Here is a 13,678-nt window from a genome sequence, read left to right as displayed (position 1 = left end):
TCCAATTCGTGCCGATGGAGGCGCCGCGCCCCCGCGGCGCATCCGGGCTGGATTTTCCGCGCCGTCCGTGTTTTCATCCCGGCCCCATGGCGGGCGAATACGTCTTCAACCTGGTCCGGCTGACCAAGCAGTACAACAAGGTCAACGTCCTCGACGACGTGAACCTGGCGTTCTTCTTCGGCGCCAAGATCGGGGTCATCGGCGGCAACGGTTCCGGCAAGTCCACGCTCCTGCGCATCCTCGCGGGGATGGACCGCGACATCCTCGGCGAGGCGCACATCGCGCGGAACGCGAAGATCGGCCACCTGCCGCAGGAGCCGCAGCTCGACCCCTCGAAGACCGTCGAGCAGGTCGTCGCCGAGGGCCTCGCCGAGCCGCGCGCCGTGCTGGCCCGCTACGACGAAATCTGCGAGCAACTCGGGAAGAGCCCGCCCGCCGCCGAGGCGGAGAAGCTGAACGACGAACTCGGCCGCCTCCAGGACCAGATCGATGCGCACGAGTTGTGGGAGATCGACCACAAGCTGGACATGGCCATGGAGGCCCTGCGCTGCCCGCCGCCGGACACGCCGGTGACGACGCTCTCCGGCGGCGAGAAGCGCCGCGTGGCGCTCTGCCGCCTGCTGATCTCCAATCCCGACGTCCTGCTGCTCGACGAGCCGACGAACCACCTCGACGCCGAGTCCGTCGCCTGGCTGGAAACGCACCTCAAGCAGTTCCCCGGCACGCTGGTCGTCGTCACGCACGATCGCTACTTCCTCAACAACGTCACGGAATGGATCCTCGAACTCGAGGGCGGCCACACCTATCCCTACAAGGGCAACTACGAAGCCTGGCTGGCCCAGAAGCAGGCCCTCCTCGCCGCCGAGAAGAAACAGGCCGCCGCCCGCGGCAAGGTGCTGGAGCAGGAACTGCAGTGGGTGCGGCTCAACCCGTCCGGCAGGCAGGCCAAGAGCAAGGCGCGCCTCAAGCGCTACGAGGAACTGGCCGCCCAACAGGTGGACGTCCGCGAGGACTCGCTGGAAATCCAGATCCCGCCGGGCCCGCGGCTGGGGGACATCGTCGTGCGCGCCGAGGGGCTGACGAAGTCGTTCGGCGACCGGCTGATCATGGAGAAAGTGACCTTTGACCTGCCGCGCGGCGGGATCGTCGGGGTCATCGGCGCCAACGGCGCGGGCAAGACCACGTTGTTCAAGATGATTATCGGGCAGGAAAAACCCACAGCCGGAAAACTCGCGGTCGGCTCGACGGTCGTGCCCTCGTACGTGGACCAGTTCCGCGACGCGCTGGACGCGGAGCGGACGGTATACGAGGAGATCACCGGTGGCGAGGAACTGGTGGACCTGGGCGGCAAGCGGATGAACGGACGCGCCTACTGCGGGCGCTTCAACTTCCGCGGGCCGGACCAGCAGAAGAAGGTCGGCAAGCTCTCCGGCGGCGAGCGCAACCGCGTGCACCTGGCGAAGCTCCTCCGGCGCGGCGGCAACCTGCTCCTGCTCGACGAGCCGACGAACGACCTCGACGTGACCACGCTTCGCTCGCTGGAGGAAGGCTTGCTGAATTTCGGCGGCTGCGCGGTGGTCATCAGCCACGACCGCTGGTTCCTCGACCGCATCGCGACGCACATCCTCGCGTTCGAGGGCGACAGCCAGGTGCGCTGGTTCGAGGGCAACTTCGAGGCCTACCACGAGTTCCGCCGCAAGACCCTCGGCGACGCCGCCGACCAGCCCCGCCGCATCAAGTTCCGCCCCGTGACCCACGCTTGAAGACTCATCACGCAGGGCGCGCTGGTTGTTTCTTGCTGTAGTCCAGCCGGTTGCAACGGCGACAATAAAACGAGCCGATTTTCGTGCTATGGATGGCACGCTGTGGGGAACCAAGGAGGACTGCAATGAACACGAGTATCATGGCGGCGGCGGGCGTAACGTTCCTTCTTTCGATGGCCTGTTCGGATGTGGCGCAGGCGCGGCCGTGGTGGGGGGCGCGCCGGCGGCATGCGGATAAAAACAACGACGGCGTCGTAACGCCCGCCGAGCGGCACCTGGAGCGGCGATGGGAGGCCCGGCATCGGGCGAAGGTGAATTCCCCCTGGGAGCAGAAGGTGGACGTCAATAACGACGGGTGGGTGGAACCGGCCGAGGTCCATGCCTGGCGGTACAAGGCCATCGACGCGGACCACAACGGCGTCATCACCCCCGCCGAAAACCGCGCCTACTGGGCCGCCTGGAAGGGCGTCGTGAACACGGATCTCGAGCGGAAATACGACGCCAACGGCGACGGGTACCTGGAGTGGCCCGAGGGCCAGGAACTGCTGAAGGACCGCTTGCGCGTCGTCGAAACCGACGGCCGCGCCGTCGTCAACACGGACATCGAGCGGGAGTTCGACGCCGACGGCGATGGTGTGATCGATCGCGAGGAAGCGGACGCCATCCGCGAAGTGCTGGACTAAAACGTAATCCGTTTGAACCACGGAGGTCGCGGAGAAAGTTTCCCAATCTCCGTGTCCTCTGTGACCTCCGTGGTTTTCCGGCTGCCTTGGATTTCCCGCGCGAGCCTGTATACTTTCGCCGATGAATCCATCTCGAAGCCTGCCCTGTCCCGCGATTCAGATCGCCGGCGTGATCGACCGGGCCGAGGCGGACCTGCTGGTCCGGCTCGGGGCCACCCACCTCGGGTTTCCGCTGCGCCTGCCGGTGCACAAGGAAGACCTGTCCGAGGCGGCGGCCGCGGCAATCATCCGCGCCCTGCCCCCGACCTGTCCCGGCGTGCTGATCACCTACCTGGAACGCGCGGACGAGGTCGTCGAGTTCTGCCGCGAACTCGGGGCGCGGCACGTCCAGTTGCACGGCGGGCTGACTCCGGCCGAAGCATCGCGCGTGCGAGAGCGCGACCCGGGCCTGTTCGTAATCAAGAGCCTGGTCGTGCGGCCGGACAACGTGGGGTCGCTCATGACCCAGGTCCGCGAGCTGGCGCCGTTCGTGGACGCGTTCATCACCGACACGTTCGATCCCCGCACCGGCGCCAGCGGCGCGACGGGCAAGGTCCACGACTGGGCGGTCAGCGTAGAGCTTGTGAAGCTGTCGTCCCGCCCGGTGATCCTGGCGGGCGGGCTGCGCCCGGGCAACGTTCGCGAGGCGGTCCGCCGCGTCCGCCCGGCGGGCGTGGACGCGCATACCGGCGTCGAGGGCCCGGACGGGCGCAAGGACGAGGCCCTGGTCCGCCGGTTCATCGGGGAGGCGCGGCTCGGGTTTGCGGACCGGACGCGGGAGTAGCCGGGCCATGGCGTGGTCGTCGAAGATTCAGGACAAGCTCCGGGCCCTCCCCGACAGGCCCGGCGTCTACCTCATGCGCGACCGGCGCGGGAAGATCATCTACGTCGGCAAGGCGGCCTCGCTCCGGCACCGGGTGCAGTCCTATTTCCGCCAGGCCACCCTTCGCAGCGCGGAACCCAAGCTGCGCGGCCTGCTTCGCAGCGTCGAGGACTTCGACATCCTCGTCACGCGCACGGAGGCCGAGGCGATCCTGACCGAGGGCCGGCTGATCAAGGACTACCGCCCGCGCTACAACGTGCTCATGAAGGACGACAAGCGGTTTCTCCTGCTGCGGGTCCACCTGAACGAGCCGTTTCCGCGCTTCGAGTCCTGCCGGATCCAGAAAGAGGACGGCGCGACCTATTTCGGGCCGTACGCCTCCTCGCCGGCCGTGTACGCGGCGCTGGAATTCGTCGAGCGGCGGTTCGGGCTGCGCCTGTGCCGCCCGCGCGTGCCGGGCCCGGAGGACCACAAGCATTGCCACAACGACATCGTCCGCTACTGCTCCGCGCCGTGCATCCTGAAGGTCACGGCCGAGCAGTACCGTGAGCGGGTCGAGACCGCGCTCGCGTTCCTGCGCGGAGAGCGGCCGGAGTTCCTGAAGGAGATGCAGCAGGACATGGAGAAGGCGGCGGCCGAACTGCGGTTCGAGAAGGCCGCGGCGCTGCGGGACACCTACCTGCTGCTGCGTCGCGCCATCCGCGAGCGGGCGCGGGGGCGGAAATCGCCGGCCCGGAAGACGATGGAGGCCGGCGCCGGCCTCGCGGAACTGCAGCGCGCCCTGGGCCTCGCCGCGCCGCCGCGCGCGATCGAGTGCTTCGACATCTCCAACATCTCCGGCACGCACGCCGTCGGCAGCATGGTCTGCGCCGTGGACGGCCAGCCCGCGCCGAACCGCTACCGGATGTTCCGCATCCGGACCGTCGAGGGCTCGGACGACCCCGCGATGATGGCCGAGGTCATCCGCCGTCGCTACGGTCGCGTTCTGGCCGAAAAACTGCCGCGCCCCGACCTCGTGCTCGTGGATGGCGGCCTCACCCAGCTTCGCGCCGCGCGGGGCGTGCTCGACGAACTGGGCCTGGCCGACCTCCCGGCCGCCGGCCTGGCCAAGCGGTTCGAGGAGTTATACGCGGATGTCCGATCGAACGCGGCGCCGCTGGTGTTCCCTTCCGACTCCCCCGCGTTGCGCGTGCTCCAGCAGATTCGGGACGAGGCGCATAGGTTTGCGTTGACCTATCACCGTCGCCTGCGCCTGCGCCGCATCCGCGAATCAATCCTCGATGAAATTGAGGGGGTAGGGGACAACCGTAAAAAGGCTTTGCTCAAGCACTTCGGGTCCGTGCTTCGCCTGCGGAAGGCCCCGGTTGAAGAGATTGCCGCCGTGCCCGGCATCGGCATGGTGCTGGCCCGATTGATCCATGAGGCCTTGGAGGGCGGCGAGCCGCCCGGGTCATCTTGAGAAACCATGAAATCGCTCCGCTGGTTATTTGACAAGGCGCCGGCGCCCGGGTCGCCCGAGGAAATCGAGGCGGCCCGGCGGCGCACGATGAAGGTCTCGATGGTCGAGGGATCGATCTGGTCCCTCATGTCGGGTTTCGGCGAGACGTACATCATGCCCTTCGCGGTTTTCCTGAAGGCGGGGAACCGCGCGGTCGCCTTCCTGGGCACCATGCCCGCGCTGATCGGGGCGATCTCGCAGATGGCCGGCGCGGCGTTGACCGACCGCTTCGGGCGGCGGCGGAGTTGGATCGTGCTCTTCTGCCTGATCCAGGCGCTGGTCTACGTGCCGCTGTTCTTCATCCCGCGGCTCTTCCCGCAGTACGACGTGCTGGCCGTGATCGTTTTCGCCGCGCTGGCCATCGGGGCCGGCAACGCCGTGGCGCCGGCGTGGACGAGCCTGATGAGTGAGACGGTCCCCACCGCCGAGCGCGGCGACTATTTCGGACGCCGGGGCCGGGTCGTCATCCTGATGGTATTTCTCTCCACGTTGGCGGCGGGCGGGATTCTTTCGCTGTACCAGAGGATCGGGATGGTCTGGGCGGGATTCGGTGTCCTGTTCGGGGTGGCCTTCATGGCCAGGCTCGTTTCCGTGCAACTGCTGACCCGGCATTACGATCCGCCGTACCGGCCGGCGCCGCAGGACTATTTCTCTTTCTGGAACTTCCTGCGGCGCATCCGCCACTCCAACTTCACGCGCTTTGCCGTGGGCGCCGCGCTGATGAACGGGGCGATCAGTGTGGCCTCGCCGTTCATCACGGTGTTTTTCCTGCGGGACCTGAAGTGGTCGTATGTCCAGTTCACCGTCAACGCCGCGGCGTTCCAGGCCGTGCAGTTCCTGCTGGTGCGATGGTGGGGGCGGATGGGCGACCGGCACGGGAACCGGTCCGTGATCGTGGCCACGAGCTGCCTGATGCCGCTGATCCCGCTGCTTTTCGCGCTGACGACCCACTACTGGCTGTTGCTGCTGATCCAGATGTTTGCCGGCGCCGCGTGGTCGGGCTTCGCCATCGCGACGCAGAACTTCACGTTCGACGCCGTCACGCCGCCCAAGCGCGCGCGGGTCACGGCGTACATGACGATCCTCAACGGCACGTGCACGTTGGTTTGCGGTACCCTCCTGGGCGGGTGGCTTGCGTCGCGCCTCCCCACGCAGTATCGATTCGGCGGTTGGGAGATCAACCTGCTCTCGCCGCTGCCGGCCCTGTTCGTGGTCTCCGCCGTGTTGCGTCTCATGGCCGCGCTGCTGCTGTTGCCGTCGTTCAAGGAAGTGAGGGCGGCGGAGCCGATACACCCGGCGATGCTGTTGCTCCGCTTGTCCGGCGGCGAGGCCATCACGGGCCTGCTGCAGGAAGCGGTCGCGCGCCTTCCGCTGCCCCGGAAGAAAGCGCGAAATCTTGTCCCGCCACCCCCCCGCGAAGAGGCCCCTCCGCCTACCGCTTGACCATCCTTACGAAAGCACGTGGATTCCGCCAGATCTGGGGGCACGGGCATTCTCACACTTTTCGAAGTGTGAAATCAGCTACTTTTTAGCAGGCGTGATAATTTCGGCGTAATGCTGCTGTTTATAAAACGATGTGACTTGACAAATCATTCTCACACTTCGATAAGTGTGAGAATGAAAGCTGAAGCTACATTTCCGTTGAGGCCCACGTTGTGGAGGACTTGCCGGGCCCTGGCGAATCTCCGGCGCCTGGCCCTCTTGCAGGTGCTGGCGGTGAGGGGGGAGTGCGATGTCTCGGCGGTAGCGCTGGAAATGAATTGGCCCCTGGGCCTGGCCAGCGAGTACCTGCGCATGCTCAACGCCCGCGGGTTGTTGAACGTGCGCCGCAGCGGGCGCCGGGTGTATTACCGGATCGGCACAAACCGCTCGCTGCCGGAATCCGCCGCCCTTCTCGCCTCCGTGATGGAGTCCTTGAAGCAACCTGGAGCTTCCACGGAGACCATTTGTAAAATCCTGACGGGGCTGACCCATCCGCGCCGGCAGTACATCCTTCGGTTGCTGCGCCGGCAGATGGGCTTTGTCGAACTCAAAGCCCGGTCGCACATGTCCGCTCCCGCCCTGTGCCGCCATCTGAAAAAGCTGCGGTCGCGCGGGCTGATCGAAGCCGGCCGCGGTGGCTACCGCCTGGCCTGGCCCGAGGACACCCTCCGCCAAACGCTGATCCGGTTGGCCGGACGCTGATCCGCGGGCCGCGCGGAACTGGACGATTCGCTGAACCTGGCCACGAACGGGCCCAAGGCCGAGCAACCGTAGAGGCGGTCGCGCCAATCGTCTGCGACGTGGTCGGCCACGCGGGGACTTGTCGTGCGAGACGGACCGGGCGTCTCCAACCCCGGGCGGTGGAGGCGGGCCGCCCCCGGCCCGCAGATTCCAAGGTCGCCCCAAATCCGCGCCTAAGGACCTTGGATTCGGATGATGGGGCTCCGCTTCTCCCTGGTGTCACGGCTCGCGGGACGCTTGCCCTCCAAGCGAAGAATCGATCCGCACCATAGAGCCAGCGGTATGGAGGGCGAGCGTCCACGCGAGCCGCATAGACCGCGGCGTACACAGGAAGTGCCCGAGTGAACGCCATGCTTAAGCGCGGATCAGGGGGCGTCCCTCCCGGCTCGACACGCGGGCGGGGGTCTGCTAGGACTAGTCCGGTTTTTCAAGGAAAAATGGACGAAAACCTACAGATTCGCGGCGAGTTGGCCGGCGCGCGCCGGGTCGTGGTCAAGATCGGCAGCCGGGTGCTTGTCCAGCGCGACGGCCGGCCCGATCTTCGCCGGCTGCGCTCGCTGGTGCGCGACCTGGCCGCCACCCGGCGGGCGGGGCGGGAGATCGTCGTGGTATCCTCCGGCGCGATCGGCGCCGGGATGTCCGTGCTCGGCCTGAAGAAACGGCCGGCGCACCTGCCCGACCTCCAGATGGCCGCCGCCGTCGGCCAGAGCCGGCTCATGGCTCTCTATGACCGGCTCTTCTCCGCGGAAAAATGCCGGGTCGGCCAGGTTTTGCTGACCCACGCGGACCTGAACGACCGCCAGCGGCACCTGAACGCCCGTAACACGATGATGAACCTGCTGCGGAATGGCATCATCCCGATCGTCAACGAGAACGACGTGGTTTCCGTGGACGAGATCAAGTTCGGTGACAACGACCTGCTGGCCTCGCTCGTCGCGCTGCTGATCCAGGCCGACCTGCTGGTCCTGCTGACGACCGTGGACGGGTTCCGCGCGCCCACGGCCGGCGGGCGCACCCGGCGCGTGCCATTCCTCAAGGGTGTCAGCGAGGAGGCCCTGGCCCTTGCCGTGGGCAAGGGGAGCGAACTATCCACGGGCGGGATGATGTCGAAGCTCCAGGCGGCGGATACCGTCGCGGGCGTCGGCACCCCCGTGGTCATCGCCAACGGCCGCCAGGCGGGGGCCATAGGGAAGGTGCTGGCGGGGGCCGATGTCGGCACGCTCCTGGCCGCGGGCCAGCCCTCCGGCTTGAGCGGCCGGAAGCGGTGGATTGCGTTCTTCCACAAGGCCAAGGGCAGCCTGGTCGTGGACGACGGGGCGAGGCTGGCCGTGGTGGAAAAGGGACGCAGCCTTCTGCCGATCGGGGTGAAGGGCGTCGAGGGCGAGTTCGAGGCCGGGGACGTGGTGAACATCCGCGTCGCCGGCGGGCCGGCGTTCGCGCGCGGGGTGACGGACTATTCCAGCGCGGAGGTCCGGCGTATCCAGGGCCGCAAGACGGCCGAGATCGCGGCCCTCCTGGGCTCGCCAGATTTCGAGGAAGTAGTGCACCGGGATAACATGGTCGTGCTCCAGGGAGCGGCGAAGGGGGAAACATGAGCCTTCACGAGGAAATGCTGGCGATGGGCGACCGCGCGCTCGCGGCATCGCGCGCGCTGGCGCGGCTGTCTAGCCGCCGGAAGAATTCCATGCTCGAGGCCATGGCGGACGAGATCGAGGCCCGGCGCGAGGCGATCCAGGCGGCCAACGCCCGCGACATGGAGGCGGGCCGCGCGGCCGGCCTCTCGAACGCCCTGCTCGACCGCCTGCTGCTGAACGACGCGCGGATCGACGGCATGGTCAAGGGGCTGCGCAACGTCGTGGTGCTCAAGGACCCCGTCGGCGCGCGCATCAGCCGCTGGATACGCCCCAACGGGCTGGTGATCCAGAAAATCCGCGTGCCGATCGGCGTCATCGCGATCATCTACGAGTCGCGGCCCAACGTAACGGCCGACTCCGCCGGGCTGTGCATCAAGACGGGCAACGCCGTGATCCTGCGCGGCGGCAAGGAGGCCGTGCGCTCCAACGCGGCCATTGCCGCGGCGATGCAAGAGGGCGGCGCGAAGAAGGGGCTTCCCGCGGACGCGATCCAGCTGGTCCAGACCACGGATCGCGACGCGGTCCGGGAACTGGTGCAGATGGAGGGCCGCGTGGACCTCGCCATTCCCCGGGGCGGCGAGGGCCTGATCCGCGCCGTGGCCGAGCAGGCCCGCGTGCCCGTCATCAAGCACTACAAGGGTGTTTGCCACGTCTACGTGGATGAAAGCGCGGATGCCGAGATGGCGCTGAACATCATCGAGAACGCCAAGTGCCAGCGGCCCGGCGTCTGTAACGCGATTGAAAAAGTCCTGGTCCACGAGAAGATCGCGGCGGCGTTCCTGCCCCGGATGGCCGAGCGGCTGGCTGCGCGCAAGGTGGAGTTGCGGGGCGATGCCGCCGCGCGGGCGATCGTGCCCGCGATGAAGCAAGCCGTCGAATCGGACTGGACCGAGGAATATCTCGATCTGATCCTGGCCGTGCGCGTGGTCGCGGACACCAAGGCCGCGGCGGCCCACATCAACCGGTACGGCTCGCGCCATTCCGACGCGATCGTGGCGCAGGCCGAGGCCGCGCAGAGGCTTTTCGCGCAGGAGGTGGACTCCGCCACGGTGTACGTCAACGCGTCCACGCGCTTCACCGACGGCGCCGAGTTCGGCATGGGCGCCGAGATCGGCATCAGCACCGACAAGCTGCACGCGCGCGGGCCCATGGGGCTCGAAGAACTCACCACGTACAAGTACGTCATCCTCGGCAGCGGGCAGATCCGGGAGTAGGAATTACGAAACACGCGAAAAGCGCGAAAGAAGGCCATTCGTTTTCGCGTGTTTCGCGCCTTCCGTAGTTTCCTCCGGGTTCCGTGGTATGTTGTCTCATGATCTAACCGGAGTGACCCATGACTTTTCTGGAACTGGCGGCGAAGAGGAGCAGCATCCGGGCCTATAAACCGGATCCCGTGCCGGAGGAACTGCTGGCGAAGGTGCTGGAGGCGGGGCGGATCGCGCCGTCCGCCGCGAACAAGCAGCCGTGGCATTTCATCGTCTTACGCGAGGAATCGGCCCGGCAGAAGCTGCAGCAGGCCTACCCGCGCGACTGGTTCGGAAAGGCGCCGGCGATCATCGTCGTCTGCACGGAACCAAGCCGGGCGTGGGTGCGGCAGGATGGGAAGAACTATGGGGCCGTGGACGGCGCGATCGCCATGGATCACATGACGTTGTGCGCGGCGGACCTTGGGTTGGGCACCTGCTGGATCGGCGCGTTCGATCCGAAGCGGGTACGGGTTGCGCTCGGACTGCCGGAGGAGATCGAGCCGCTGGCCATGACGCCGCTGGGTTTTCCCGAGGCGGCCCCGCGGCCGAAGGTACGCAAGGAAGCCTGTGAAATCCTGCATTACGAGCGGTGGTAAATCATTTTTCGGGTTGCTATTAACGGCGCACCCGGGAAGCGGTAAAATGTTTTACCGAAGGCCATGCCCTTACGCGTTTCCAGTGTTGTAAGCCGGGCGGTTGTGTTCTGCCTTCTCGGTCTTGTTGTGCAATCCCGCGCGCAATCGTCGCGGCCCGGCATGGGGCCGATCCCCTACGCGGATGCCGCCGGCACCGGATACACCTTCCGCGTGTGGGCGCCCAACGCGACCGCGGTCGGCATCAAAGGCGAGTTCACGGGCTGGGGCACGACGGCGCTGACCAGCGAGGGCGGCGGCCTGTGGTCCAGGGATATCAACGGGGCCCAGGCCGGAGACGAGTACAAGGTCAGAATCAACAACAGCTTTGACAAGCGCGATCCGCGCGCCCGCGTGGTGGTCAACTCCGTGGGCAATTCCATCCTCTACGATCCGGATGCGTTCGACTGGGGCTCGGGATCGTTCAGCACGCCGTACCGGAACGAGCTGGTGATTTACGAAATGCATCCCGGCACGTACAACGCGGAAGCCTGGGTGCCGAGCTCGTTCGACACGGTCATCGAGCGGCTGGACCATCTCCAGAATCTCGGCGTCAACGCGGTCGAAGTCATGCCGCCGTGCGAATTCCCGGGGGACAAGAGCTGGGGTTACAATTCGTCCGATCCCTTCACCGTGGAGAGCGCGCTGGGCGGGCCGGACGCGTTCAAGCGCTTTGTGAAGGCGTGCCACGAGCGCGGCATCGCGGTGCTGGTGGACGTCGTGCACAACCACTACGGGCCGTCCGATCTCGACCTGTGGACGTTCGACGGCTGGAGCCAGAACGGCCTGGGCGGCATCTACTTCTACAACGAGTACGCCAAGGCCAACACCTGGTGGGGCAATACCCGGCCGGACTTCGGGCGCAGCGAGGTGCAGGATTACATCCGCGACCAGATCTTCATGTGGCTCGAGGAGTACCGCGTGGACGGCTTCCGGTGGGACTCCGTCTTCAATATCGTCTATTACAACAACGGCGCGAACCACAATGCCGACGGCGAGGCGATGCTGCGGGACATCAACTGGGAGATGGGCCAGTCGTACCCGGGCAAGATCCGCATCGCCGAGGACCACGCCTTCGATTACAGCATGAACTTTGACAGCCAGTGGCACGTCGGGTTCCACGATGACCTGAAGTACCAGGTGACGCGGTCGAGCGACGCGGATCGCAGCATGAGCACCGTCGCTTCGCTCCTCAATGGCTGGCCCAGCCACAACCGCGTGATCTTCTCGGAGTCCCACGACACGGTGGGCGATCTGAACAGCAAGGTGCGCCTGCCGCGCGACATCGACGCGGGCAACCCGGACAGCATCTGGGCCCGGCGGCGCGCCCTGCTGGCGGCCGGGATCGTCATGACGGCGCCGGGCGTGCCGATGCTCTTCCAGGGCCAGGAGATGCACGAGACCTGGACGTTCAGCGCGGAGCAGTCGCTGCGCTGGAGCCTGACCAACACGTACTCGGGGATCGTCCGCGCCTACGGGGACATGATCCGCCTCCGGCGGAACCTCGCCGGGGCCACCGGCGGGCTGAAGGGCACCGGCATCAACGTCCATCACATCGACAACGCGAACAAGGTCATCGCCTACACGCGGTGGGACGCGGGCGGCGGGGCGGACGACGTGGTCGTGGTCGCGAACTTCTCGGTGAACAACTGGACCAACAACAGCTATTCCATCCAGTTCCCGTCCGCGGGCACGTGGTATTCGCACTTTAACGGCGACTCCACCAACTACCAGGCCGACTTCGGCCACATCGGGCCGGCCTCGGTGGTCGCCGCCGGCTCGCCGCCGACGGCGGCGGTGAACATGGGGATGTACAGCGTGCAGATCTTCTCGAAGGAGGAGCACGTCACGCCGGGGGAGGTTTCGTTCGACCCGGCCGCGCCCGGCGGCTGCGTGGAGGTGAAGATCACGTACGATCCCCTCGATCACCCGCTCAAGGACGCCGCGCAGGTAAACATCTACCTCGGCCGCAACGAGTGGCAGGACGTCGTGGACGTGCCGATGTCGAACCACGTCGGCGGCACGTGGGAGTATACGCACACGATCGCCCCGGGGACCTACCGGCTGGACCTGGCCTTCAACGACGGCGCGGGCACGTGGGACAACAACATCGGCGCAGACTGGCAGCTCTCGGTCAGCGGGTGCGGCGGCGGGACGCCCGCCGAGGTCACGGTGAGCCCGCCGGCGCCGCAGGGCTGCGTGCCGGTGACGATCACGTACCGGGAGAACGAGGGCCCGCTCACCAATGCCGCGAACGTCTACTTGTACATCGGGCACGACGGCTGGCTCGACGCGTCGAGCCCCGGGACGGCGATGACCGAGAGCCCGGCGGGGACCTGGACGGCCGCCTATTCCATCCCGGCCGGCGCGCGTCGTCTGAATTTCGTTTTCCATGACGGGGCGGGGACGTGGGACAACCACTACGACCAGAACTGGTCCGTGGCCGTGACCAACTGCTGGCCCGCGCCGCCCGGCATCGCTCTCACGAACCCCGTCGGCACGATCTCGGTCCCGCACGACACCAGCCAGTACACGCTTTCCGGGACGGCCACCGTGGCCACGGCCGGGTTCCTGGCCTGGAGCAACCAGTTCACCGGGCAGACCGGCAGCGGCGCCGCGACGGCGCGGTGGAGCCTGGCAGCGGTGCCGATCGAGGTCGGCACCAACTACATCCGGGTGGCGGCGACCAACCGGCCCGGCAACGCCGCGGCCTCGGACGCCTCGTCGAACACGATCTACTCGGCCGGGTGGACCAACCGCTCGAACGGCGGGACGGGCTGGGGCGGCGGGTGGACGCTGGTCGGCGGCGCCAGCGCGGGCCACTATTATGCCACGCTACCCGGCAGTTCCAACCTGAACCTGGCCTCGAGCGCCTGGGGCCTGTGGGCGAACAACGGCGGCCTCTCGGAAGCCCGCCGCCCTTTTGCCGCGCCGCTTGGGAGCGGGGACGTGGTGCGCATCGGGTTTGAGAACAACTGGATTGAAACCGGGAAGAGTACGGGCCTGACCCTGCATAATGACGAGGGGCACACGTTGTTCGAGTTCTACTTCGGCGGCGGCGAGGCCACGTACCGGATCACCGACAAAACCGCCGGCCAGGGCACGGCGGTGGGCTGGACCGGGAACCGGCTCCTCC

10 protein-coding genes are annotated in these 13,678 nt (G+C 67.0%); all 10 read left to right on the top strand.

The genetic code is table 11. The features are described from left to right. Positions 1-86: 86 nt before the first annotated feature. Positions 87-1,763 carry an energy-dependent translational throttle protein EttA gene (gene ettA / locus KA248_11110; GenBank protein ID MBP7830457.1) on the top strand — a complete coding sequence of 559 codons (1,677 nt, stop codon included), beginning with the start codon at positions 87-89 and terminating at the stop codon, positions 1,761-1,763. A 125-nt stretch (positions 1,764-1,888) separates the two neighbouring features. After that, entirely contained in the window at positions 1,889-2,446 is a 558-nt protein-coding gene (locus KA248_11105) for a hypothetical protein (GenBank protein MBP7830456.1), read from the top strand. Between the two features lie 121 nt (positions 2,447-2,567). After that, positions 2,568-3,269 carry a phosphoribosylanthranilate isomerase gene (locus KA248_11100; GenBank protein MBP7830455.1) on the top strand — a complete coding sequence of 234 codons (702 nt, stop codon included), beginning with the start codon at positions 2,568-2,570 and terminating at the stop codon, positions 3,267-3,269. Between the two features lie 7 nt (positions 3,270-3,276). Then, positions 3,277-4,767, top strand: a complete 1,491-nt coding sequence (locus KA248_11095) for an excinuclease ABC subunit UvrC (GenBank protein MBP7830454.1) — start codon at positions 3,277-3,279, stop codon at positions 4,765-4,767. 6 nt (positions 4,768-4,773) lie between these two features. Then, positions 4,774-6,249, top strand: a complete 1,476-nt coding sequence (locus KA248_11090) for an MFS transporter (protein MBP7830453.1) — start codon at positions 4,774-4,776, stop codon at positions 6,247-6,249. Between the two features lie 312 nt (positions 6,250-6,561). After that, entirely contained in the window at positions 6,562-6,990 is a 429-nt protein-coding gene (locus tag KA248_11085; GenBank protein ID MBP7830452.1) for an ArsR family transcriptional regulator, read from the top strand. Positions 6,991-7,484: 494 nt separating this feature from the next. Continuing rightward, the gene (proB, locus tag KA248_11080; GenBank protein MBP7830451.1) at positions 7,485-8,624 is read left to right on the top strand and encodes a glutamate 5-kinase; all 1,140 of its coding nucleotides are present in this window, start codon (positions 7,485-7,487) and stop codon (positions 8,622-8,624) included. After that, a complete protein-coding gene (locus KA248_11075) occupies positions 8,621-9,877 on the top strand; it encodes a glutamate-5-semialdehyde dehydrogenase (GenBank protein MBP7830450.1) in 1,257 nt (418 codons plus the stop codon). The genes proB and KA248_11075 overlap by 4 nt, the downstream gene beginning before the upstream one ends. 119 nt (positions 9,878-9,996) lie before the next feature. Further along, on the top strand, positions 9,997-10,506 hold the full coding sequence (locus KA248_11070; protein MBP7830449.1) for a nitroreductase family protein: 510 nt from the start codon (positions 9,997-9,999) through the stop codon (positions 10,504-10,506). 159 nt (positions 10,507-10,665) lie between these two features. Beyond that, positions 10,666-13,678 (top strand): alpha amylase C-terminal domain-containing protein (locus KA248_11065; protein MBP7830448.1); only part of this gene is annotated, 3,013 nt, incomplete at its 3' end.

The organism is Kiritimatiellia bacterium (genome assembly GCA_018001225.1).
Lineage (GTDB): Bacteria > Verrucomicrobiota > Kiritimatiellia > CAIQIC01 > JAGNIJ01 > JAGNIJ01.
Note: the sequence above shows the minus strand (reverse complement) of the source record. Positions and strands in the feature narration are given on the sequence as shown.

Excerpts from the sequence above, each read along its gene's own strand:
- ettA (MBP7830457.1), top strand. The coding sequence starts at position 87 with ATGGCGGGCGAATACGTCTTCAACCTGGTCCGGCTGACCAAGCAGTAC.
- KA248_11105 (MBP7830456.1), top strand. The coding sequence starts at position 1,889 with ATGAACACGAGTATCATGGCGGCGGCGGGCGTAACGTTCCTTCTTTCG.
- KA248_11100 (MBP7830455.1), top strand. The coding sequence starts at position 2,568 with ATGAATCCATCTCGAAGCCTGCCCTGTCCCGCGATTCAGATCGCCGGC.
- KA248_11095 (MBP7830454.1), top strand. The coding sequence starts at position 3,277 with ATGGCGTGGTCGTCGAAGATTCAGGACAAGCTCCGGGCCCTCCCCGAC.
- KA248_11090 (MBP7830453.1), top strand. The coding sequence starts at position 4,774 with ATGAAATCGCTCCGCTGGTTATTTGACAAGGCGCCGGCGCCCGGGTCG.
- KA248_11085 (MBP7830452.1), top strand. The coding sequence starts at position 6,562 with ATGAATTGGCCCCTGGGCCTGGCCAGCGAGTACCTGCGCATGCTCAAC.
- KA248_11075 (MBP7830450.1), top strand. The coding sequence starts at position 8,621 with ATGAGCCTTCACGAGGAAATGCTGGCGATGGGCGACCGCGCGCTCGCG.
- KA248_11070 (MBP7830449.1), top strand. The coding sequence starts at position 9,997 with ATGACTTTTCTGGAACTGGCGGCGAAGAGGAGCAGCATCCGGGCCTAT.